The following is a 23521-nucleotide window of genomic DNA, read 5'->3' as shown; positions in this document are numbered from 1 at the left end:
GATCGCCTTACAAATTCATCAAGACTTGCACAATCGTGCGTGATTTACTTTCCTTTCTTTACAACAAGAAACGGAGAGATTGAAATGCGTTTGAAAGTAGCAACTGCAGCAATTATGTTGTTAACCAGCCTGTTGGCACAGGCTGGTATCCCCTACAAAGACAGCGTTTACGAGTTCAAGCAACCGAACGGCGAGAAGTTGCGCGTGCACCTGGACGGTAACGATTACTATGCCGAACAGCGTACCGACGACGGCTCGCTGGTCGTCTACGACGCCGCCAAGAAAGGCCTGTGCTATGCGAAGGTGAATGCCGCCGGCGACGAACTGGTCTCCACCGGCGTGCTGGCGACGAACGCCCAGAAACGCAGCTTCGCTGCCCCTGGCGGCGAAAAGCAGCAAGGCCTGAGCCAGGAAGCGCGCGCCCGCAAGGCCAAGGAGAAGTTCCAGCAGATGACCGGCCGCACCGTGGAAACGGCCCGCAAGTCCGCGGTCGCTTCGGCCAGCGCGCCGCAGGCCCTGGCGGCCGTGACCGGCCAGGTCAAAGGCTTGACCGTGATCATCGATTTCCCGGACGTGCCGGGCACGATCACCCAAACCCAGGTCAATTCCTTCCTGAACGACATGCCATATACCGGCTTCGGCAATGCGCAGTCGATCCGCGGCTATTTCCAGTCCGTCTCGGGCGGCAAGCTTGATTACACCAATACCACAACCCTGTACTACCGTGCCAAGTACAACAAATCGTACTACGCCGACAGCAGCCTGAACTCTGGCGTGCGCTCGCAGGAACTGATCCGCGAAGCGCTGAACTGGCTTGAGTTCAAACAAGGCTTCAACTTCTCGACGCTGAGCGTGGACGCCAACAAGCGCATCCGCGGCCTGAACTTCTTCTACGCCGGCGGCGCGGACAGCGCCTGGTCCAAGGGGCTGTGGCCGCACATGGGCTGGCTGAGCAACCAGTTCTGCGCGGACGGCGTCTGCACCGGCTACTACCAGATCACGAACATGGGCAGCAGCCTGTCGATCGGCACCTTCTCGCACGAAACCGGTCACCTGGTCATGGGCTGGCCCGACCTGTACGACTATGACGGCAGCTCGGAAGGCTCGGCCGCCAGCTATTGCATCATGGGTTACGGCAGCATCGGTGCGCAAAGCCAGTATCGTCCGGTGCAACCGAACGGCTTCTTCCGCTACCTGGCGGGTTGGGATACGGTGACCGAGCTGAATCCGGCGCTGAACGCCAACGCTCCGAAAGGGCGCCTGAGCCACACCTCCGGCTCGCACGGCCTGTATCGTTGGACCAATCCTGCCAAGATGGATGAAGCGTTCTACATCGAGGCGATCCACAAGTCCAACCAGAACACGAACCAGCCGGGTTCCGGCCTGGCCGTGTGGCACGTCGACCCGGCAGGCACCAACACGGACGAGTGGCATCCGTACGTGCAGATGGAACACGCCGATGGCCGCCGCGATCCGGAATACCGCGCCAACCGTGGCGACGCGACCGACCTGTACGACGGCGCGATCTACAAGGCCTTCTACGACACCGTCCCGAACAACTACGCCAGCCGCGGCACCAACTCGCGCTGGTGGAATGGCGCCGGCTCCAACTTCGGCCTGGCCAACATCAGCCCTGCCGCACAGACCATCTCGTTTGATGTGGTGAAGGGCGACGGCACCGGTGGCGGCGAGGTGTACAGCGGCTACCTGTCCGGCGCCAATGCTTCCGCCATCCATCCATCGCCATACTTCTATTACAACGGCGGCACGATCAAGGCCAACCTGTCCGGCCCGTCGAATGCCGACTTTGAGCTGAAGCTGGAGAAATGGAATGGCAGCGCATGGGTGCAGGTAGCTTCGTCGACCAGCCCGACGTCGACCGAAGCGATCAACTACGCCGCGGCCCTGGCCTACTATCGCATCACCGTGTACTCGTACAGCGGCTCCGGCAATTACACCCTGACCGTCAGCAAATAATACGGTCAGCGTTCAGTGGCAGCTCGCGCTTCGGCGAGCTGCCTTTTTATTTCATCGACATCGGCCCGCATCTTGACCTGTGCCGGAGATGATTTTTGTCCTAGCTCGATAGCGGCAAATACATTCCGCATAAGGGCGGCATTAAAGGCCGCAACACCAAAAACAGTGCTCAGGGTGGCGATTATGCCAGTGGTGACTACTGTTCCCTTAAGGCTTGCAATTGCGCCATCAAGCCGATTAAAGTTCTTCTGTCGCATAAGCTCGCGCTCACGTGCCGCCGCTTCACGTGCTTCAGCGCGCGCGTCACAGGAATCTATAGACTGTTTGGTAGCCGGCTCCATGATTTCATGTGCGGCGGGTAGGGGAGTGATGTCAACCAAGTGCATGAGGGCACCTCGAAGTGATGCCCCATGTTGGCGACGCTACCCACCCACCGTCTAGTTGCGGATCAAGCTTTGCTGCTTTCCGCCTTGAAATGCGCGACCAGGGCGTTGGCATGGCCGTGGCCCATGCCGTGGTCGGCCTTCAGCGCCGCCACCATGTCCATGTGCTTCATGCCTTTCATGCCCTTGAGCAGCTTGAGCCAATGCTCGACCGGCTTACCGTACTTTGTTTCGATCGACGGGAAGTAGGAGGATGGAGTACCCATGGCCGCCTCCTTATTGTTCGACCAGCAAAGCCAGCAAGGCCAGGGACTGCTGCCAGCCCAGGTAGCACTGCTCGGCAGGAATCACGGCCGGCACGCCTTCCTGCGTGATGTCGACCTCGGTGCCGCAGGACACCTCGCGCAGGATGACGGTGGTCTGCATCTGTCCCGGCAGGTTCGCATCGTCGAATTGGGCCGTGTAGCGGATTTTCTCGCCAGGATGCAGTTCCAGGTATTCACCGCCAAACGAATGGGTGAAGCCGGTGCCCAGGTCGACGAAGGACATGCGGTACCTGCCGCCGACGTTCGGGTTCATTTCATGCACCTCGCCCACATAGCCGTTCGGTGGCAGCCATTTGTTGAAGGCTGCGGCGGTGGTCCATGCCTTGTAGATGCGGTCAGGGGAGGCGCGCAGTACGCGGTGCAGCTTGATGGTATTCGTAGTCATTTCAGTAGTCTCCAGGTTTGGGTGGGTTGGTATAGGCACGACGCGCCAGCGCGGCCCGGATCGACACGTTCGCGACAAAAAAACACAAATATTTCGCAAAACTTTGTATTTATTATCAAGTTTGCACTAAAATTCCGCCCGGCGCACTGTGCGGAAGGCTGCAACACGCTTGCGTGAGCCCCCACCGATACGCTAAAATTTATGGTTGCCTGACCTAGCGTCTTGCAATAGTAGTAAATTTTCTCATTTTATAAACCCGAATCCCCCCAACAAGGGTGCCCGCAAGGGTGACTGGGAGGATTCCAGACCCAACCCTGGAGTAAATAATGTCTGTAACGATGCGTGAAATGCTGGAAGCCGGCGTCCACTTCGGTCACCAAACCCGTTTCTGGAACCCAAAGATGGCTCCGTTCATCTTCGGCCACCGCAACAAGATTCACATCATCAACCTGGAAAAGACCCTGGCCATGTACCAGGACGCGATGAAAACCATCCGTCAAATCTCCGCTTCCCGTGGCACCATCCTGATGGTTGGCACCAAGCGCCAGGCTCGCGACATCATCGCTGCTGAAGCTCAGCGCGCAGGTGTTCCGTTTGTTGACCAGCGTTGGCTGGGCGGCATGCTGACCAACTTCAAGACCATCAAGACCTCGATCAAGCGCCTGAAAGACATGGAAGCGTCGATCGAAGACGGTTCCGTTGAAAAGCTGACCAAGAAAGACGCTCTGCTGTTCCGTCGCGAACTGGAAAAGCTGCAGAAGTCGATCGGCGGTATCAAGGATATGGGCGGTGTTCCTGACGCAATCTTCGTGGTTGACGTTGGCTACCACAAAGGCGCGATCACCGAAGCCGCCAAGCTGGGCATCCCAGTGATCGGCGTGGTCGATACCAACCACTCCCCAGAAGGCGTGACCCACGTTATCCCTGGTAACGACGACTCCTCCAAAGCGATCACCCTGTACGCCCGCGGCGTGGCAGACGCGATCCTGGAAGGTCGTGCAAACGCTACCACTGAAGTCCTGGAATCCATCAAGACTGCAGCTGGCGACGAGTTCGTAGAAGTTAACGAGCAGGCTTAATTGCCTGGCCGTCGCAAGACGGCTTCAGCTTGAGAAAGGGGTGGCCCACCAGCTCCCCCTTTTTTTTAAACAGAATTACCCGGATGAGCAGGCTGCCCTTGGCGCCGCCCCGGACTGAATCCCCAACCGAATACAGGAGAATCACATGGCAGCAATTACTGCAGCAATGGTAGGTGAACTGCGCGCTAAGACCGACGCGCCAATGATGGAATGCAAAAAAGCGCTGACCGAAGCCGGCGGCGACATGGACAAAGCAGAAGAGCTGCTGCGCGTTAAGCTGGGCGGCAAGGCTGCCAAGGCTTCCGCACGTATCACCGCTGAAGGCGTGGTTGCTTCCCACATCGCCGGCAACATCGGCGCCCTGGTCGAAGTGAACTCCGAGACCGACTTCGTGGCCAAGAACGACGACTTCCTGGCCCTGGCTGCCCTGGCTGCCAAGCTGGCTGCTGAAAACAACCCGGCTGACGTTGCTGCCCTGCTGGCCCTGCCAGCTGGCAATGGCCAGACCCTGGAAGAAGTGCGCGCTGCCCTGGTTGGCAAGATCGGCGAAAACATGTCGATCCGTCGCTTCCAGCGTTTCGAAACCACCGGCAAGCTGGCTGCATACCTGCACGGCACCAAGATCGGTGTAATCGTCGAGTTCGACGGCGCCGACGAGCAAGTTGGTAAGGACGTGGCGATGCACATCGCAGCAATGAAGCCGGTTGCCCTGTCCTCCGAGCAAGTTCCTGCTGACCTGATCGCCAAAGAGCGTTCGGTTGCCCAGGCCAAGTCGGACGAAGACGCTGCTGCCGCTGTTGCTGCCGGCAAGCCAGCCCAGCCAGCTGACATCGTTGCCAAGCGCATCGATGGCGCTGTTGCCAAGTACCTGAAAGAAGTATCGCTGATGAACCAGGCTTTCGTGAAGAACGACAAGCAGTCCGTCGAGCAGATGCTGAAAGCCGCTAACACCACCGTTAAGGGCTTCACCATGTACGTGGTTGGCGAAGGCATTGAAAAGAAAGTTGACGATTTCGCGGCGGAAGTCGCAGCCCAGATGGCTGCCTCCAAAGGCGCATAATCAAGAAAACGGGCCGCAAGGCCCGTTTTTTTAAGCCTGCTTCAGCCAAAACCGGTAAACCAGTGTCAGACCCGCAGGGTCTGACACTTGCTACGCGGCAGTTGCGGGTGGGTGTCTGACCCTGTGGGGTAGACACCGGTTTGCCGGTTTTGGGTTGTTAAGGCTTTTTTAAGGCTTTCAATCACGAATCAAACGGTGGACAATGGCATTTCCGTTATCATTGCCGCCGAAGCCACACCGAACAAAACATTTAAAAGGAGCCCCAGCTCATGTCAAAACCAGCCTTCAAGCGCGTCCTCCTGAAATTGTCCGGCGAAGCCCTGATGGGCGATGACCCGTACGGCATCAACCGCGGCACCATCGAACGCATGGTGGCGGACGTCGCCGAAGTCGCAAAGCTGGGCGTTGAACTGGCGGTCGTCATTGGCGGCGGCAACATCTTCCGTGGCGTGGCGCCTGGCGCCCAGGGCATGGACCGTGCCACCGCCGACTACATGGGCATGCTGGCCACCGTGATGAACGCACTGGCCCTGGCCGACGCCATGAAGCATGTGGGCGTGACCGCGCGCGTGATGTCGGCCATCGGCATCGAGCAGGTGGTCGAGCCTTATGTGCGCCCGAAAGCGCTGCAATACCTGGAAGAGGGCAAGGTCGTCATCTTCGCCGCCGGCACCGGCAACCCGTTCTTTACCACCGATACTGCAGCGGCGCTGCGCGGTTCGGAAGTGAGCGCGGAAATCGTGCTGAAGGCAACCAAGGTCGACGGCATCTACACCGCCGATCCGAAGAAGGACCCGAACGCCACCATGTATCACAAGATCAGCTTCGACGAAGCGATCGCCAAGCACCTGCAAGTCATGGACGCCACTGCCTTTGCGCTGTGCCGCGACCAGAAACTGCCGATCAAAGTATTCTCGATTACCAAGCCAGGCGCGTTGATGAACGTGATTATGGGCGAGGAAGAGGGTACACTGGTTCACGTTTAAAATATTTCAAGTAATTGCAACAGGAGAGCAGCAATGTCTATCGCTGACATTAAAAAGAATACCCAGGACCGCATGGTCAAGTCGCTGGAAACGCTCAAGGCCGACCTGGCCAAAGTGCGCACTGGCCGCGCCCACGTGGGCATCCTGGACCATGTGATGGTTGACTACTACGGCAACCCGACCCCGCTGAACCAGGTTGCCAACCTGACCCTGGTCGACGCGCGCACCATCGGCGTAGCCCCTTTCGAGAAGAAAATGGGCGCCGTCATTGAAAAAGCGATCCGCGATTCCGACCTGGGCCTGAACCCGGCCTCGCAAGGCGACATGATCCGCGTGCCGACCCCGCCGCTGAACGAAGAGCGCCGCAAGGAAATGGTCAAGCTGTGCAAGGGCGAAGGCGAAGACGCCAAGGTCGCCGTGCGCAACATCCGCCGCGATGCCAACGAAGGCTTGAAAAAGCTGGTGAAGGACAAGGCTATTTCGGAGGACGAAGAGCGCCGCGCAGCTGACGAAGTGCAGAAGCTGACCGACAAGTTCATCGCCGACATCGACAAGACCGTCGCCGAAAAAGAGAAAGAAGTCCTGACCGTTTAAGGTCCCGAAACCGGGGAGGATAGGGGCATTGCCCCTGCCTCCCCGGATTTTTAGTTTACGCACCTATGAAATATTCGAGTTCGACAACCGCAGTTCCTGATGCGCCCAAGGTGCCGCGCCACCTGGCGATCATCATGGACGGCAACGGACGCTGGGCAACCAAGCGTTTCCTGCCGCGCGTGGCAGGCCACGTCAAAGGCGTGGAGGCGGTACGCACCGTAGTGGAGGCCTGCGCCGCGCGGGGCATCGAGTACCTGACCGTCTTTGCGTTCAGCTCCGAGAACTGGCGCCGGCCGGAAGAGGAGGTTTCACTGCTGATGAAGCTCTTCGTGACCGCCCTGGAGCGCGAGGTGTCGAAGATGCATGCGAACAATATCCGCCTGAAAGTGGTGGGCGACCTGTCGCGCTTCGACCAGAAGCTGCAGGACATGATCGCCAATGCCGAGCGCAAGACCGCCAACAACACCCGCATGACCGTCACCGTGTGCGCCAACTATGGCGGGCGCTGGGATATCATGCAGGCAATCGGCAAGATGGTGGCCGAGCATCCGGGCACGACCGATTTTTCGGAAGAGCAGCTGGCGCCCTACCTGTCGATGGCGTATGCCCCGGAGCCGGACCTGTTCATCCGCACCGGCGGTGAGGAACGCATCTCCAATTTCCTGCTGTGGCAACTGGCCTACACGGAATTGCACTTCACCGACACCTACTGGCCCGACTTCAATGCCGAACGCCTGGACGAGGCGATTGCCTCCTACCAGGGCCGCGAACGCCGCTTTGGCCGCACTGGCGACCAGGTAGCTAAGAAAAGCTAATAAGAGCTCATAACAATGCTGAAAACCCGCGTGATTACCGCCGTCCTGCTGCTGGCGGTACTGTTGCCAGTCCTGTTCTCCGGCTACCAGCCGGCGGTGAACGTGGCGGTGGCCGTCTTCTTTGCCGCTGCCGTGTGGGAAGCCTTCCGCCTGTTCAAGAACCGCGCCGCGATTGTGGTGGCGGCGGCATGGGCGGCGGCGTTCGTGTACACCTTCTTCTTTAACGCAGGACTCGGGCAGGCCACGTTCTGGCTGGCCATCGGCGCCGCCATCTGGCTGATCCGCTTTGCACCCGCGCTGAAACTGGGCCTGCCGCCCGCCGAAGGCATGGGCAACACCATGCTGAGCATGGTGTATGCGGTGACCCTGGTGTCCTGCTTCGTCGCCATCCTGCTGCTGTTCGCACGCGGTCCGGTCTACCTGCTGTCGGTTATGGCCATCGTGTGGGCGGCCGACATCTTCGCCTACTTCTCGGGTAAGGCGCTCGGCAAGCACAAGCTGGCGCCGACCATTTCCCCGGGCAAATCGTGGGAAGGCGCGGTAGGCGGCCTGGTCGCCGTACTGCTGCTGGCTGTCGGCACCGTGCTGCTGGCGCCGTCCGTGCCGCTGCTGCAAGACACCTTCGCGGTGCGCCTGGCCGAGCGCATGGGCTGGGGCATCATGCTGGCCGTGCTGGTGCTAATCGTCGCCGCTTCCATCGTCGGCGATTTGTTCGAATCCATGCTCAAGCGCCGCGCCGGCATGAAGGACAGCAGCAACCTGCTGCCTGGCCACGGCGGCGTGCTTGACCGTATCGACGCGCTGGTGCCGGTGCTGCCCATCGCTGCGTTGATCACCCCTAGGCTGTTCTAAGGAATTCCATGCAACGCATTACCCTTCTCGGCGCCACCGGCTCGATCGGCGTCTCCACGCTGGACGTCATCGCGCGCCATCCGGACCGTTATTCCGTCTACGCGCTGACCGCGCATAGCCGCGTCGAAGAACTGGCAGCCCAGTGCATCCAGTTCCGCCCGGCACGCGCCGTGGTGGGCAGCGCCGCCGCCGCCGCCCAGCTGGGCGCCTTGCTGCGCGCCGCCGGCTGCCGCACCGAAGTGGAGTGGGGCGAAGCGGCGTTGTGCGCCGTTTCCTCTGCCGCCGAAACCGATGCCGTGATGGCGGCCATCGTCGGCGCCGCCGGCCTGGCGCCGACTCTGGCCGCCGCCCGCGCAGGCAAGAAGGTCATGCTGGCCAACAAGGAAGCGCTGGTCATGTCCGGCCAGTTGTTCATGGACGCCGTGGCCGAAAGCGGCGCCGTGCTGCTGCCGATCGACTCCGAGCACAATGCGATTTTCCAATGCCTGCCGCAAGGCTATGGCCGCGTGCCGGCGGCGGCCGGCGTCACGAAGATCCTGCTGACGGCGTCCGGCGGCCCCTTCCTCAAGCGCGACGTCGCCTCCCTGGAAAACGTTACCCCGGACGAAGCCTGCAAGCATCCAAAGTGGGTCATGGGCCGCAAGATCTCGGTCGATTCCGCGACCATGATGAACAAGGGCCTGGAAGTGATCGAGGCTCACTGGCTGTTCGGCGCACCGGCCGAACAGATCGAAGTGGTGATCCACCCGCAATCGGTCATCCACTCGATGGTGTCCTACAACGACGGCTCCGTGCTGGCGGAACTGGGCAACCCCGACATGCGCACCCCGATCGCGCACGCCCTGGCGTACCCCGAGCGCGTCGCCTCCGGCGTGGCGCAGCTGGACCTGACCCAGGTCGGCACCCTGCAATTCGAGAAGCCCGATTTCAACCGCTTCCCTTGCCTGGCCCTGGCGTTCGAAGCACTGCGGGCGGGCGGCACCGCCCCGGCCTTGCTGAATGCGGCCAATGAAGTGGCGGTGCAAGCCTTCCTCGACGAACGCATCGGCTTTCGCCGCATCGACCGGGTCATTGCCCAGGTCATGGATGAACTGCCGCATGGCGCGGCAAGCAGCATCGAGGCCGTGATGGCGCAGGACGCGCTGGCGCGGGCCGCCGCAGAACGGATTATCGCCGGATAAGCATCCCAGAAGCCCATGGACACCTTCCGCACCATCCTCGCCACGGTCGTCTGCCTTGGCTCCCTGATCATCATCCACGAGTTTGGGCACTACCTGGTGGCGCGCTGGTGCGGCGTCAAGGTGCTGCGCTTCTCGGTCGGCATGGGCCGCATCGTCTGGATGCGCAAGTTCGGCAAGGACCAGACCGAATGGGCCTTGTCGGCCATCCCGCTGGGCGGCTACGTCAAGATGCTGGATGCGCGCGAAAGCGATATATCCGGCCTGCCTGCCGGCGACCTGGCGCGCGAATTTACCCGCCAGAGCGTCTGGAAACGCTTTGCCATCGTGGCCGCCGGCCCGCTCGCCAACTTCCTCCTTGCTATCGCGCTGTATGCCGGCTTGTATATGAGCGGCGTGCGCGAGCCGACTGCCCGCATCGCCGAGCCGGCCAAGGCGACTGCCGCTGCCGCCGTAGGCTTGCACCGGGGTGACCTGGTCAAGTTCGTCAATGGCGAAGCGGTGCAGGGCTGGTCCGAGCTGCGCTGGGCCGTCATCCAGTCCGCCATCCATAAGGAAAGCCTGAATCTGGTGGTCGAGCGCCCCGGCTCCGGCCATGTGCACTTTTCCCTGCCGCCCGATGCTGCCGCCAGCGTGAACCTGGAGGACGATGTTCCGTCCGCGATCGGCCTGGACCTGATGCGTCCGCCGCCCGTCATCGGCCGCATGGAGGAGGGCGGCGCCGCCCGTCGCGCCGGCATGCTGAAAGGCGACGTGATTGTCGCTGTCGATGGCCAGCCGGTCGAGGATGCGCGCGGCTTCGTGGCCGAGGTGCTGCGTTCCCCGGGCCGCAAACTGGCGGTCACCGTGCTGCGCGAGGGCCGCCAGCTGCAGCTGGAGCTGACCCCGGATGCGGTGGAAGACAGGCAGGCAAACAGCAAAGGCCATGTAACAGTCGGTAAGATCAAGGCCGAACTGGTGGGTGCAGTTGATACGATGGTGGTGCATTACGGCCCGATCGAGGCGACCGCCAAGGCCGTGCGCCAGGTAAAGGAAATCTGCACGATGACCTTCAGGATCCTGGGCCGCATGATCCTGGGCGAAGTCTCGCTGAAGAATATTACCGGCCCGCTGACCATTGCAGAATACGCCGGTGAAACGGCGAAAATGGGAGCCGAGCCGTTTATTGCCTTCGTCGCCTTTATCAGCGTGAGCTTGGGCATTATGAATTTGCTGCCAATTCCTATGCTGGATGGGGGGCATTTGCTGTATTATTCGCTGGAAGTTTTGACCGGGCGCCCCGTTTCCGAGCGCTTTGGCGAAATGGCGCAGCGTATTGGACTGGGTTTGCTGGTGTCGTTAATGGCGCTGGCGATATTTAACGACCTGGCCCGGCTGCTTTAATTTTTTTCGATTTGCCGATGAAATTACACACTGATCGTATCGCTCCTCAATTCCGCCGCACCCTGGTAGGCGCAGCCGTCCTGGCTATCTGCTCCGGCAGCGCAATCGCCGCCGAGCCGTTCGTCGTCAAGGATATCCGCGTCGAAGGCATCCAGCGTACCGAAGCCGGTACCGTGTTCAGCTACCTGCCGGTGCGCGTGGGCGAAACCTTCAGTGACGACAAATCCGTAGCCACCATCAAGGCCCTGTACGCGACCGGGATTTTCAAGGATGTGAAGCTGGAGCGCGACGGCAATGTGCTGGTGGTGATCGTGGAAGAACGCCCGGCCATCGCCAAGGTTGATTTCAAGGGCACCCACGAATTCGAGAAGGACATGCTGGTCAAGGCGCTGAAGGATATCGGCGTCGGTGAAGCCAAGACCTTCGACAAGGCGTCGGTCGACCGCGCCGAGCAGGAATTGAAGCGCCAGTACCTGTCGCGCGGCCTGTACGGCGTGAAAATCACCACCACTGTGACGCCGATGGAGCGTAACCGCGTCAGCATCGATTTCGAAGTCGATGAAGGCGAAGTGGCGCGCATCAAGCAGATCAATATCGTCGGCAACAAGGCTTTCAGCGACAAGGAGCTGAAAGAGCAGATCGCCCTGAATACCGGCGGCTGGTTCAGCTGGTATACCAAGTCCGACCAGTATTCCAAGACCAAGCTGAATGGCGATATCGAGACCCTGAAGTCCTGGTACCTGGATCACGGCTATATCGAGATGAATGTGGATTCCACCCAAGTCTCGATTACCCCGGACAAGAAGGACATCTACATCACCATCAATATTACCGAGGGTGAGAAATACACCGTCTCCGACATCAAGTTCGAAGGCGAAATGTTCGGCCGCGAAGACGAGCTGCGCCAGCTGGTGCTGCTGCAGAAGGGCAAGCTGTACTCCGGCAAGCTGCTGACCGCCACCAACAAGCTGATCACCGACCGCCTGGGCACTTTCGGTTTCGCCTTCGCCAACGTCAATGCCAACCCGGAAATCGACCAGGCCAAGCGCGAAGTCGCGTTCACCTTCTTCATCGACCCGGGCAAGCGCGCCTATGTGCGCCACATTAATATTTCGGGCAATACCACCACCCGCGACGAGGTGATCCGCCGCGAGTTCCGCCAGTTCGAGTCGAGCTGGTACGACGCTTCCAAGATCAAGGCTTCGCGCGACCGCGTCGACCGCACCGGCTACTTCAAGGACGTCACGGTCGACACGCCGGAAGCGCAGGGCACTTCCGACCAGGTGGACATCAACCTGTCCGTGGTCGAGCGCCCGACCGGCAACTTCCAGATCGGCGGCGCGTTCTCGCAGGCGGAAAAGTTCACCTTCAACGCAGCGATCCAGCAGGCCAACTTCGCCGGCTCGGGCAACACCGTCGGCCTGGAACTGAATACCTCGAAATACAGCCGCACCATCGCGTTCTCGCACACCAACCCATACTTCACGCCGGACGGCATTTCGCGCAGCTACGAACTTTACCTGCGCACCTTCCGCCCGCCGGCAGTCAACACCGGCCTGTACACCATCAAGCAGACCGGCGGCCGGGTGAGCTTCGGCGTGCCGTTCTCCGAGCAGGATACCGTCTTCTTCGGTATCGGCCTGGAGAAGTCGAACGTGGAAACCGATGATTCGTCGCCGACCTACTTCAAGCAGTACGTGCGCGACCTGGGCGGCCCGGCCAATGGTGTCGGTTCGGTCAACGCTTACTCGGTGCCGCTGACAGCCGCATGGGCGCGCGACAGCCGCGACTCCGCCATGACGCCGACCCTGGGTTATATGCAGCGCATCAACCTGGAAGTGGATGCGATCGGCGAGTCGAAGTACTGGCGCGCCGTCTACGAAACCCAGTGGTACAAGCCGCTGACCAACAAGATCACCCTGGCACTGAAAGGCGAGGTTGACTACGGCCGCGGCTTCGGCGGCAAGAACTACCCGGTCTTCAAGAACTTCTACGCCGGCGGCATCGGTTCTGTGCGCGGTTACCAGAGCTCCTCGCTGGGCGCGGTGGACCCGCGCACCAACGACACCTTGGGCGGTGCGTCGCGCCTGATCGGTAACGCCGAGCTGCAAATGCCTTTCCCTGGCCAGGGCCAGGACCGCTCACTGCGCTGGTTCGGCTTCCTCGATGGCGGCCAGGTGTACCAGGAGCGGCAGAAGATGCGCCTGTCCGAGCTGCGCTTCTCGGCCGGCCTGGGTTTGAGCTGGATTTCCCCGGTAGGCCCGCTGAAGTTGAGTTATGCTTTGCCTCTGAACGACAAACTGGGTGACCGCCTGGAACGCTTCCAGTTCCAGATGGGTACTGGTTTCTGATGCATTTAGTGCACCAAAGCAACTTATTTGGACGGAGAATCGAGTTGAAGACTGCAACCGCTACCTTGGGCAAAATCGCTGCCGTACTGGCGCTGGGCATGATGGCCACGGCACCGGCGCTGGCGCAGTCCTCCCGCATTGCCTGGCTGAGCGCCGAGCGCATCTACAACGAATCGAAGCTGGCCAAGCTGGCCGACGCCAAGCTGCGCGAGGAATTCTCCAGCCGCGAAAAGGCGCTGCAGGAACTGGCCGCACGCTCCAAGGCCGCCAGCGAGAAATGGGAGAAGGAGGGCGCCGCCAAGCCCGAGCCTGAGCGCAGCAAGCTGCAGCGCGAAGCCTACGAGGCGGACCTGAACTTTCAGCGCCGCCAGCGCGAGTTCCGCGAAGACCTGAACCAGCGCACCAACGAAGAGCGTGCTGCGATTGCCGAAAAGGCGACGAAGATCATCAAGCAGCTGGCAACGACCGAGGGCTACGACATCGTCTTCCAGGACGCGGTGTGGGCCAGCCCGCGCATCGACATCACCACCAAGGTGCTGGAAGCGCTGGACAAATAACAGACAAGATTGGATTTCAGATGGGCCTTCGACTAGGAGAACTGGTCGAGCGCCTGGGCGGCCAACTGGTGGGGGACCCGGAACTTTATGTTGCCGGGATCGCGCCGTTGACCGATGCAGGCGCTTCGCATATCAGCTTCCTCAGTAACAGCAAATTCCGCTCTCAGGCGGGGCAAAGCCAGGCGGCAGCCCTGATTGTCAGCGCCAATGACGATGCCACCGTGGCAGAAACCTATAAGGGTGCCCGCATCGTCGTCAAGAATCCCTATGTGTACTTTGCCCGCGCCGCGCAGGTGTTTGAAGCGCAGACGGCATACGTGCGCCCGGCCGGCGTGCACCCGACGGCTTACGTCGATCCGGCCGCCACGGTCGACGCGACGGCCCACATCGGCCCCAAGGTGGTGGTCGAGGCGGGCGCGCTGATCGGGGCGGGCGTGGTGCTCGATGCCGGCTGCTATATCGGCCGCGAGGCTCAGGTGGGCGAGGGCACGCATTTCTTCGCCAATGTGACTTTCCATGCGAAGTGCGTGATCGGCAAGCGCGGCATCGTCCACTCGGGCGCCGTGATCGGTACCGACGGCTTCGGCTTTGCCAACGACGGCGGCGTCTACGTGCGCATCCCGCAGGTGGGCCGTGTGCTGATCGGCGACGACGTCGATATCGGCGCCAACACGACGGTGGACCGGGGCGCACTGGCGGACACCATTATTGAAGACGGCGTGAAGCTGGACAACCAGATCCAGATCGGCCACAACTGCCATATCGGCGCGCATACGGCAATGGCCGGCTGCGTCGGCGTGGCAGGCAGCGCGAAAATCGGCAAGCATTGCACCTTCGGCGGGGCGGCGATGATCCTGGGCCACCTGACGATTGCTGACCATGTCCATATCTCGTCGGGCAGCCTGGTATCGCGCTCGATCACCGAACCGGGCCAGTACACGGGCTTCTACCCGCTGGCCAAGAACAGCGACTGGGAGAAGTCGGCTGCGATTGTCCGCAACCTGCCGTCGATGCGCGATAAAATGCGCGCGCTGGAAAAAACCATTAAAACTAAAACCGAAGACGAAGAATCATGACGACTACCGAAAACAAAACGATGGACATCTGCGAGATCAAGGCCTACCTGCCGCACCGCTACCCGCTGCTGCTGGTCGACCGGGTGATCTCGTATGAAGAGAACAAGTCCATCACCGCGATCAAGAACGTGACCGTGAATGAAGAGTTCTTCAACGGCCACTTCCCGCACAAGCCGGTCATGCCCGGCGTGCTGATGATCGAAGCGATGGCGCAGACCGCAGCCCTGCTGTCGTTCAAGTCCATGGGCATCAAGCCGGACGAGAATTCGGTGGTGTACTTCGTCGGTATCGACAATGCGCGCTTCAAGCGCCCGGTAGGTCCTGGCGACCAGCTGAAGATGGACGTGGAAATCCTGCGCAACGCGCGCGGCATCTGGAAGTACAAGGCGGTCGGCTCGGTCGACGGCCAGGTAGCGCTGGAAGCTGAGCTGATGTGCACCATCCGCTCCGTGGAGTAAAACCATGGCAACCATCCACCCAAGCGCCATCGTCGACCCGAAGGCCGAACTGGCTGCCGGCGTCGAGATCGGCGCGTACACGATTGTTGGCCCCAACGTGGTGATTGGCGAGAACACCGTGGTGGGCCCGCACGTCGTGATCGAGGGCCATACCACGATCGGCAAGAACAACAGGTTCTTCCAGTTCTCGTCCATCGGCGCCGCGCCGCAGGACAAGAAATGGAACGGCGAGCCGACCCGCCTCGAAATCGGCGACGGCAACACCATCCGCGAATTCTGCACCTTTAACCTCGGTACGGTGCAGGACAAGGGCGTGACCAGGCTCGGCAACAACAACTGGATTTCGGCCTACGTCCACCTGGCGCATGATTGCGTGGTCGGCAACAACACCATCTTCTCCAACAACGCTCAGATGGCGGGCCACGTGGAGATCGGCGACTGGGTGATCATGTCCGGCTTCGCCAATGTGCACCAGTTCTGCAAGATCGGCGCCCACGCTTTCGTCGGCATGAGCACCAGCCTGACCCAGGACGTGCCACCGTTCGTACTGCTGAACGGCAACCCGGCCGCAGCCCACGGCGTCAACATTGAAGGCTTGAAGCGCCGCGGTTTCACCCGCGAGCAGATCAACGCCATCCGCAACGCATACAAGATCCTGTACCGTTCCGGCCTGACGCTGGACGAAGCCAAGGCAGCCATGCTCGCCGCCGAAGCCGCGCTGCCGGAAGACTGCGCAGGCGCCGCGCGCTCGATGCGCGAATTCCTCGATACGACCACCCGTGGCATCGTCCGCTGACGTATCGATTGCAGTGGTCGCCGGCGAACCGTCCGGCGACCTGCTGGCGGGCCGCCTGCTGGGCGGCCTGCGCCCGCACCTGCCCGAAGCGCGCTTCCACGGCATCGGCGGCCCGGCCATGATGGAACACGGCTTCGAGTCGCAGTGGCCAATCGAGAAGATGACCGTGCGCGGCCTGTTCGAGATCATTCCCCGCTACCGCGAACTGAAAGGCATCCAGAACACGCTGCGCGACCAGTTGCTGGCCGAGCGGCCGGCCTGCTTCATCGGCGCCGACTACCCCGGCTTCAACCTGGGCCTGGAAGCGCAGTTGCGCGACGCCGGCATCCCGACCGTGCACTACATCGGGCCCCAGATCTGGGCCTGGCGCGGCGGGCGCATCAAGAAGATCATCAAATCGGTCTCGCACATGCTGGTGATCTTCCCGTTCGAGGAAGAGATCTACAAGAAGGCCGGCGTACCAGTCACCTACGTCGGCCACCCGTTGGCCGAGGTGATCCCGGTGCAGCCCGACGAAGCAGGCGCGCGCCGCCAGCTTGGCATCGCGGAAGACGCCAACGTGGTGTGCGTGATGCCAGGCAGCCGCATGGCTGAACTGAAGTACAACACGGCCGCCTTCATCGGCGCCTGCAAGCTGCTGCTGCAGCGCGACCGCACGCTGAAGTTCGTAGTGCCGATGGCCGGCGAAAAGCAGCGCAAATATTTCCTCGAGCTGATCGCCGAAGCCGGCCTGCAGGACATCGAGCTGATGCTGCTGGACGGCCAGTCGCACACCGCGATCTGCGCCGCCGACGCCGTGCTGGTTGCTTCCGGCACCGCCTCGCTGGAAGTGGCGCTGTTCAAGAAGCCGATGGTCATTGCCTACAAGATGATGGCCGCATCCTGGCATATCATGAGGCATATGGGCTACCAGCCGTGGATCGGCCTGCCGAACATCCTGGCACGTGAATTCCTGGTGCCGGAAATGCTGCAGAATTCAGCCACGGCCGAGACGCTGGCCGAGGCCATGTGGAAACAGCTGAGTGACGCGCCGCACCGCCTGCGGCTGGCGCAGCGCTTCACCGACATGCATTACAGCCTGCTGCGTAACAGCGCCCAGGAAGGCGCCGCCGCCGTCCTGAAGCTCATTAACAGATAAGCCCGTGTCAACCGTGGGGTCAGACCCCACGGTTGCCACGAAGTCAGCAATAGAAAGAACAGGGTCATGGCCCATCAATCCGGTCTTTTCGATGACCTTCCTTACTCGCTTGACGAGATCATCTGCGGCGTCGATGAGGCGGGGCGCGGGCCGCTGGCCGGCCCGGTGTTTGCCGCCGCCGTGATCCTTGACCGCAATCGCCCGATCGAGGGCCTGCGCGACTCGAAAAAGCTCAACGAAGCGCGCCGCGACGAGCTGGCGCCGTTGATCCGCGAACACGCCATCGCCTGGGCCGTGGCCAAGGCGTCGGAAGAGGAAATCGACCGCCTGAACATCCTGCAAGCCAGCCTGCTGGCGATGAAGCGCGCCGTGTACGCGCTGCAAACCGTGCCGACGCTGGCCCTGATCGACGGCAACAAGTGCCCGGTCATGCGCATCCAGAGCATCGCCATCGTGGAAGGCGACGACAAGATCGAATCCATCTCGGCCGCCTCCATCCTGGCCAAGACCGCGCGCGACGCCGCCCTGGTCAAGCTGCACAGGAAGTACCCGCAGTACGGCTTCGACCAGCACAAAGGCTATGGCACCGCGCTGCACCTGGAGCGCCTGCGCGAGCACGGCGCATCGCCGGTGCACCGCCGCAGTTTTGCGCCGGTGCGCGAAGTACTGGAGCGCGACCTGTGAAGCACATCACCTCGCGCGACAACGCGCAATACAAGGAACTCGCCAAGCTGGCCACCAATTCGCAGGCGCGCCGCAAGGCAGGCCGCAGCCTGCTCGATGGCGTGCACCTGTGCGAGACGTGGCTCGAGCTGCGCGGCCATCCGGAACAGGCCATCGTGGCCGAAGGCGCGCTGCAAAATCCCGAAGTGGCTGCGATCATCGCCGGCCTGGAGGCGCAGCACGCCCACGTCCTGTGCCTGACCGACCAGCTTTACCACGCAGTGAGCCAGGTGGAACACGGCGTAGGCCTGATGTTCCTGATCGCCACACCGCAAAAGGACGTGCCGCCGGCCCTGACCGTCAACGCAGTCCTGCTGGACAACGTGCAGGACCCGGGCAACGTCGGCTCCATCCTGCGCAGCGCCGCCGCGGCGGGCGTGAAGGAAGTGTATTGCGCCCCCGGCACCGCCTTCTGCTGGTCGCCGAAAGTGCTGCGCGCCGCCATGGGCGCCCACTTCGTGCTGGATATTTACGAAAACGTCGACCTGCCGCAATTGGTGCAGGGCGCCGCAATCGCCACCCTGGCCACCAGCGGCTACGCGGCCGAGCAACTCTACCGGCTCGACCTGAAGCGCCCGGTGGCCTGGATCTTCGGCCACGAAGGGCAGGGCGTATCCGATTCGCTTTTGAGCAACGCCAGCCACCGCGTGATCGTGCCGCACTTGGGCCAGGTCGAATCGCTGAATGTCGCCGCGTGCGCGGCAGTATGCTTTTTCGAGCAAGTAAGGCAGAATCTGACTTAGTAAAACTAAGCAACTTGGTGGGGCGTTATGGAAATTGCAAGCTTGCACTTCCTGATCGCCGAGGGCGAACCCGTCCAGCGTGAGCAATTGGCCGGCATGCTGCGCCACCTGGGCGCCGTGCACGTCACGCCCGCATCCGATGGCGTAGGCGCACTGCGCCTGCTGGAAATCGGCCTCGATCCCCCGGCCAACATCGCCTTGATGGACCTGACGCTGCCCGGCATGGACGGACTGGAAGTGATCCGCCGCCTGGCCGAAATCGACTGCCGTGCGGGCATCATCATCCTCGCGGCGGAAAGCGCGGACGTGCTGTTTTCGGTCGAAACCATGGCCGAAGCCTACGGGCTCGATGTGCTTGGCAGTTCAGGCAAACCCCTGACCTCGGCCCGGCTGCAGGAACTGATTGCCAACTACAGGGAGCCCGCCGCCGAACCGGAAGCCGGCCCCCAGCATCCGCAATTCACGTTCACCGAAGTCGAAGGCGGACTGCAGGGGCGCCAGTTCGGCCCCTATTTCCAGCCCAAGATCGAACTCGAGACCGGCGCCGTCAAAGGGCTCGAAATGTTCGCCCGCTGGCACCACCCGGAGTATGGCGTGCTAGGGCCGTCAGCCTTCGTGCCGGTACTGGAAAGCGTACGGCGTGTCGATTTCCTCGACTGGTGCATGATCGAACAGTCGGTGGCCGCCTGCCGCAGCCTGCACGACCAGGGCATTCCGATTTCATTCTCATTTAATGTCGCCCCGAGCACGCTGGCGCATCCACAGTTCATCGCCCAGATGACGGCCTGCCTCGCGCGCCACCGCGTCCTGTCGGATTACGTCACGTTCGAGATCACGGAAGCTTCGGTGCTGACCACCAATCCGCATTTCCTGGAACGCCTGCTGCGCCTGCGCATGATGGGATTCGGGCTGGCGATCGACGACTACGGCACCGGGCGCTCCAATTTGCAGCTGTTGGCGGCAATCCCGTTTTCGGAACTGAAGATCGATCCCAGCTTTGTGGACGGGGCCTCGCGCAAGCGCCCCATCGGCACCGTACTGAAATCGTTCATCGGGCTGGCGCGCAGCCTGTCGCGGGACGCATGCGCGGTCGGCGTCGAAACCAGGGCGGATTGGGACTTCCTGCAAGGGCTGGGCTGCGCCTACGCCCAGGGCTTTTATATCGCCAACCCGATGCCGGTGCAAGGCATTCCGGGCTGGCTCCACGACTGGAAGAGCTTCTTCTGACCTCCCGGTCAGTAGACCGAGCGATTGGGCTTGATTTCCTGCAGGATGGTGGTCGAAATCTCTTCGATCGACTTGGTGGTGGACGACAGCCAGCGGATGCCTTCGCGGCGCATCATGGCTTCCGCCTCGTTCACCTCGTAGCGGCAGTTCTCCAGCGAAGCGTACTTGGAGCCGGCACGGCGCTCGTTACGGATCTCCGACAGGCGCTGCGGCTCGATGCTCAGGCCGAAAATTTTCGATTTGAAGGCATACAGGGCCGACGGCAGCTTGCCGCGTTCGAAATCGTCCGGAATCAGGGGGTAATTGGCCGCCTTTACCCCGTACTGCATGGCCAGGTACAGCGAAGTGGGGGTTTTGCCCGAACGCGAAACGCCGACCAGGATCACGTCCGCGGAGGACAGGTTCTTGTTCGATTGGCCATCATCGTGCGCCAGCGAGAAGTTGATCGCCTCGATACGGTTCTTGTATTCCTCGCTGTCCACCACATTGTGGGAACGGCCGATGGTATGGGTCGATTTCACGCCCAGTTCCTGCTCCAGCGGCGCCACGAAGGTCTGGATCAGGTCCATGTGCATGGCATTGGCGCGCTGGATCACCTCCGACAGCTCGGCCTTCACCAGGGTCGAAAACACGATCGGCTTGGTGCCATCCTCGGCTGCAACCTCGTTAATTTTGCGCACTGCATCATGAGCCTTGTCGCAGGTATCGATGAAGGGCAGGCGCACCTGGCGAAAGCGCAGGTCGAACTGCGTCAGCACCGAATGGCCGAAAGTTTCGGCGGTGATGCCCGTGCCGTCAGAGACAAAAAAGACGGTACGGCTCGAAGCCGGCAATAAACGTTGATCTTGTGGCATCAAAAGTGCTTTTCCAATGGATGAATCGTCAATTTGCTGCGCAGGCTGTAAAATGCTTGCCAACGGTAAGATTGTGCTGCACGGCGCCAAGAATGACAAGAACGATGCCAAGCGCACCTGCGTAAAGATTTTTATCATCAAAAAGGTGTCTTTATGACTAACGCAGCATTGAAGGAGCAATCCGACGGGGTGTACGTTGCCTCGTTCGAGAATTTGCGAATGACGGATGTCGAATCCGTCGGCGGCAAGAACGCGTCGCTGGGCGAGATGATCTCCCAGCTGGCCGGCGCCGGCGTGCGGGTCCCTGGCGGCTTCGCAACCACCGCCCAGGCCTTCCGCGACTTCCTGTCGCACAGCGTTGACGGTGGCCCATCGCTGGCCCAGCGCATCGCCGACCGCCTCGAACACCTGGACGTCGACGACGTCCGCGCCCTGGCAGCATCGGGCGCAGAAATCCGCCAATGGATCATCGACACCCCATTCCAGCCACGCCTGGAAGCCGAGATCCGCGCCTTCTACGACAAACTCGTCGCCGATTCCAGCACCGAAGTATCGTTCGCCGTGCGCTCCTCAGCCACTGCGGAAGACCTGCCTGACGCATCCTTCGCGGGCCAGCAGGAATCCTTCCTGAACGTGGTCGGCATCGACAACGTGCTGGAAGCGATGAAGCACGTGTTCGCATCCCTGTATAACGACCGCGCCATTTCCTACCGCGTGCACAAAGGCTTTACCCACGCCGAAGTGGCGCTGTCGGCCGGCGTGCAGCGCATGGTGCGCTCCGACACGGGCGCTTCGGGCGTGATGTTTACCATCGATACCGAATCGGGCTTCAAGGATGTGGTCTTCATCACCTCCTCGTACGGCCTGGGCGAAACCGTGGTGCAGGGCGCGGTGAACCCGGACGAATTCTATGTCCACAAGCCGATGCTGGAGCAGGGCAAATCCGCCGTGATCCGCCGTAACATCGGCTCCAAGCTGATCAAGATGGAATTCACCAACGAAGCCAAGGCTGGCCGTTCCGTGAAGACCGTCGACGTGCCGATCGAGATGCGCAACCGCTACTCCCTGGTCGACGCCGAAATCGTCGAACTGGCCAAGTACGCCATGATCATCGAGAAGCACTACGGCCGCCCGATGGACATCGAGTGGGGTAAAGATGGCCGCGACGGCAAGCTGTATATCCTGCAGGCCCGTCCAGAAACCGTGAAATCGCAGCAGAAAGCCACCGACTCGCAGCAGCGCTTCAAGCTGAAGTCCAGCGGCACCGTGCTGACCTCCGGCCGCGCAATCGGCCAGAAGATCGGCGCCGGTCCGGTGCGCGTGATCCGCGATCCAAGCGAAATGGAACGCGTGCAGCCGGGCGACGTCCTGGTTGCCGACATGACCGATCCTAACTGGGAACCGGTGATGAAGCGCGCCTCCGCCATCGTCACCAACCGCGGCGGCCGCACCTGCCACGCAGCGATCATCGCGCGTGAACTGGGCGTGCCGGCAGTGGTGGGCTGCGGCGACGCAACCGACGTGCTCAAAGACGGCAACTTCGTGACCGTGTCCTGTGCCGAAGGCGATGAAGGCAAGATTTACGATGGCCTGCTGGAAACCGAGATTTCCGAAGTGTCGCGCGGCGAACTGCCTCCGATCAAGACCAAGATCATGCTGAACGTGGGCAATCCGCAGCTGGCCTTCGACTTCCAGTCGGTGCCGAACAACGGCGTGGGCCTGGCCCGCCTCGAGTTCATCATCAATAACAATATTGGTGTGCACCCGAAAGCGATCCTGGAATACCCGAACATCGACGCCGACCTGAAGAAGGCGGTGGAATCGGTCGCACGCGGCCACGCGTCGCCGAAGCAGTTCTACATCGACAAGCTGGCCGAAGGCATCGCCACCATCGCCGCGGCCTTCTGGCCGAAGAAAGTGATCGTGCGCCTGTCCGACTTCAAGTCCAACGAGTACAAGAAGCTGATCGGCGGTTCGCGCTACGAGCCGGACGAAGAGAACCCGATGCTGGGCTTCCGCGGCGCTGCGCGCTACCTGTCCGAAGACTTCGCGGCCGCATTCGAAATGGAATGCGTCGCAATGAAGCGCGTGCGCGAAGAAATGGGCCTGACCAACGTCGAGATCATGGTGCCATTCGTGCGTACCCTGGGCCAGGCGGAAAAGGTTGTCGGCCTGCTGGCCAAGAACGGCCTGAAACGCGGCGAAAACGGCCTGCGCGTGATCATGATGTGCGAAGTGCCTTCCAACGCCGTGCTGGCGGAGCAGTTCCTGCAGCATTTCGACGGCTTCTCGATCGGCTCCAACGACCTGACCCAGCTCACCCTGGGCCTGGACCGCGACTCCGGCATGGAGCTGCTGGCGGCAGACTTCGACGAGCGCGATCCTGCCGTGCGTGCGCTGCTGGGCATGGCCATCTCGGCCTGCCGCAAGCTGGACAAGTACATCGGCATCTGCGGCCAGGGGCCTTCCGACCATCCGGAGCTGGCCGTCTGGCTGATGCAGCAGGGTATCGAGACCATGTCGCTGAACCCGGACTCGGTCATCGACACTTGGCAGAAACTGGCAGAAATGCAACAATAA

At 61.5% G+C, this 23521-nt stretch carries 23 protein-coding genes; 19 read left to right on the top strand and 4 right to left on the bottom strand.

Annotated features, from left to right (window positions below):
• Window positions 1–114: 114 nt before the first annotated feature.
• The gene (locus tag ACWBU6_RS17770; RefSeq protein ID WP_452644738.1) at window positions 115–1977 is read left to right on the top strand and encodes a M6 family metalloprotease domain-containing protein; all 1863 of its coding nucleotides are present in this window, start codon (window positions 115–117) and stop codon (window positions 1975–1977) included.
• Between the two features lie 5 nt (window positions 1978–1982).
• Here the strand turns inward: ACWBU6_RS17770 and ACWBU6_RS17765 are convergent, their stop codons facing one another.
• The 3 genes from ACWBU6_RS17765 to ACWBU6_RS17755 form a co-directional block, all read right to left on the bottom strand.
• Entirely contained in the window at window positions 1983–2363 is a 381-nt protein-coding gene (locus ACWBU6_RS17765; protein ID WP_452644737.1) for a hypothetical protein, read from the bottom strand.
• A gap of 62 nt (window positions 2364–2425) precedes the next feature.
• On the bottom strand, window positions 2426–2626 hold the full coding sequence (locus tag ACWBU6_RS17760; RefSeq protein WP_452644736.1) for a DUF4287 domain-containing protein: 201 nt from the start codon (window positions 2624–2626) through the stop codon (window positions 2426–2428).
• A 10-nt stretch (window positions 2627–2636) separates the two neighbouring features.
• Window positions 2637–3071: an SRPBCC family protein gene (locus ACWBU6_RS17755; RefSeq protein WP_452644735.1), complete on the bottom strand. Its 435-nt coding sequence runs from the start codon at window positions 3069–3071 to the stop codon at window positions 2637–2639.
• 326 nt (window positions 3072–3397) lie between these two features.
• Here ACWBU6_RS17755 and rpsB point away from each other — a divergent pair, with 326 nt between their 5' ends.
• The 17 genes from rpsB to ACWBU6_RS17670 all read left to right on the top strand — a co-directional run bounded on the left by rpsB (window position 3398) and on the right by ACWBU6_RS17670 (window position 20087).
• Complete coding sequence (rpsB, locus tag ACWBU6_RS17750) at window positions 3398–4150, top strand: 30S ribosomal protein S2 (protein WP_130312122.1); 753 nt, start codon at window positions 3398–3400, stop codon at window positions 4148–4150.
• Between the two features lie 145 nt (window positions 4151–4295).
• Entirely contained in the window at window positions 4296–5210 is a 915-nt protein-coding gene (gene tsf / locus ACWBU6_RS17745; protein ID WP_452644734.1) for a translation elongation factor Ts, read from the top strand.
• Window positions 5211–5479: 269 nt separating this feature from the next.
• Window positions 5480–6196 (top strand): UMP kinase, encoded by a 717-nt coding sequence (gene pyrH / locus ACWBU6_RS17740; RefSeq protein ID WP_130312126.1) that lies wholly within the window; start codon window positions 5480–5482, stop codon window positions 6194–6196.
• A gap of 33 nt (window positions 6197–6229) precedes the next feature.
• Window positions 6230–6790: a ribosome recycling factor gene (gene frr, locus ACWBU6_RS17735; RefSeq protein WP_057262710.1), complete on the top strand. Its 561-nt coding sequence runs from the start codon at window positions 6230–6232 to the stop codon at window positions 6788–6790.
• 65 nt (window positions 6791–6855) lie between these two features.
• A complete protein-coding gene (gene uppS, locus ACWBU6_RS17730) occupies window positions 6856–7605 on the top strand; it encodes a polyprenyl diphosphate synthase (protein ID WP_452644733.1) in 750 nt (249 codons plus the stop codon).
• A gap of 15 nt (window positions 7606–7620) precedes the next feature.
• Window positions 7621–8457 (top strand): phosphatidate cytidylyltransferase, encoded by an 837-nt coding sequence (locus ACWBU6_RS17725; protein WP_452644732.1) that lies wholly within the window; start codon window positions 7621–7623, stop codon window positions 8455–8457.
• 8 nt (window positions 8458–8465) lie between these two features.
• On the top strand, window positions 8466–9638 hold the full coding sequence (gene ispC / locus ACWBU6_RS17720) for a 1-deoxy-D-xylulose-5-phosphate reductoisomerase (protein ID WP_452644731.1): 1173 nt from the start codon (window positions 8466–8468) through the stop codon (window positions 9636–9638).
• A 15-nt stretch (window positions 9639–9653) separates the two neighbouring features.
• Window positions 9654–11018 carry an RIP metalloprotease RseP gene (gene rseP, locus ACWBU6_RS17715; RefSeq protein WP_452644730.1) on the top strand — a complete coding sequence of 455 codons (1365 nt, stop codon included), beginning with the start codon at window positions 9654–9656 and terminating at the stop codon, window positions 11016–11018.
• 17 nt (window positions 11019–11035) lie between these two features.
• Entirely contained in the window at window positions 11036–13369 is a 2334-nt protein-coding gene (gene bamA / locus ACWBU6_RS17710) for an outer membrane protein assembly factor BamA (RefSeq protein ID WP_452644729.1), read from the top strand.
• 101 nt (window positions 13370–13470) lie between these two features.
• Window positions 13471–13926, top strand: a complete 456-nt coding sequence (locus tag ACWBU6_RS17705) for an OmpH family outer membrane protein (protein WP_452649578.1) — start codon at window positions 13471–13473, stop codon at window positions 13924–13926.
• Window positions 13927–13946: 20 nt separating this feature from the next.
• On the top strand, window positions 13947–15002 hold the full coding sequence (gene lpxD / locus ACWBU6_RS17700; RefSeq protein ID WP_452644728.1) for a UDP-3-O-(3-hydroxymyristoyl)glucosamine N-acyltransferase: 1056 nt from the start codon (window positions 13947–13949) through the stop codon (window positions 15000–15002).
• Window positions 14999–15460, top strand: coding sequence for a 3-hydroxyacyl-ACP dehydratase FabZ (gene fabZ, locus ACWBU6_RS17695; protein ID WP_055924214.1), 462 nt, complete (start codon window positions 14999–15001; stop codon window positions 15458–15460). Before lpxD ends, fabZ begins: the two co-directional genes overlap by 4 nt.
• Window positions 15461–15464: 4 nt before the next feature.
• The gene (lpxA, locus tag ACWBU6_RS17690) at window positions 15465–16256 is read left to right on the top strand and encodes an acyl-ACP--UDP-N-acetylglucosamine O-acyltransferase (protein ID WP_452644727.1); all 792 of its coding nucleotides are present in this window, start codon (window positions 15465–15467) and stop codon (window positions 16254–16256) included.
• Window positions 16240–17394, top strand: coding sequence for a lipid-A-disaccharide synthase (gene lpxB / locus ACWBU6_RS17685; RefSeq protein ID WP_452644726.1), 1155 nt, complete (start codon window positions 16240–16242; stop codon window positions 17392–17394). Before lpxA ends, lpxB begins: the two co-directional genes overlap by 17 nt.
• 66 nt (window positions 17395–17460) lie before the next feature.
• On the top strand, window positions 17461–18078 hold the full coding sequence (gene rnhB / locus ACWBU6_RS17680; RefSeq protein WP_452644725.1) for a ribonuclease HII: 618 nt from the start codon (window positions 17461–17463) through the stop codon (window positions 18076–18078).
• Window positions 18075–18860: a TrmH family RNA methyltransferase gene (locus tag ACWBU6_RS17675; protein ID WP_452644724.1), complete on the top strand. Its 786-nt coding sequence runs from the start codon at window positions 18075–18077 to the stop codon at window positions 18858–18860. The genes rnhB and ACWBU6_RS17675 overlap by 4 nt, the downstream gene beginning before the upstream one ends.
• 27 nt (window positions 18861–18887) lie before the next feature.
• Window positions 18888–20087, top strand: coding sequence for an EAL domain-containing response regulator (locus ACWBU6_RS17670; RefSeq protein ID WP_452644723.1), 1200 nt, complete (start codon window positions 18888–18890; stop codon window positions 20085–20087).
• Window positions 20088–20095: 8 nt separating this feature from the next.
• On the opposite strand, the gene ppsR is transcribed toward ACWBU6_RS17670, so the two are convergent.
• Window positions 20096–20941 (bottom strand): posphoenolpyruvate synthetase regulatory kinase/phosphorylase PpsR, encoded by an 846-nt coding sequence (gene ppsR, locus ACWBU6_RS17665; protein WP_452644722.1) that lies wholly within the window; start codon window positions 20939–20941, stop codon window positions 20096–20098.
• Window positions 20942–21094: 153 nt separating this feature from the next.
• On the opposite strand from ppsR, the gene ppsA reads away from it, so the two are divergent.
• Window positions 21095–23521: a phosphoenolpyruvate synthase gene (gene ppsA / locus ACWBU6_RS17660; protein ID WP_452644721.1), complete on the top strand. Its 2427-nt coding sequence runs from the start codon at window positions 21095–21097 to the stop codon at window positions 23519–23521.

The organism is Pseudoduganella sp. HUAS MS19 (genome assembly GCF_053615455.1).
The sequence above is the reverse complement of the archived record's forward strand: the minus strand, read 5'-3'. Positions and strand labels throughout refer to the sequence as shown.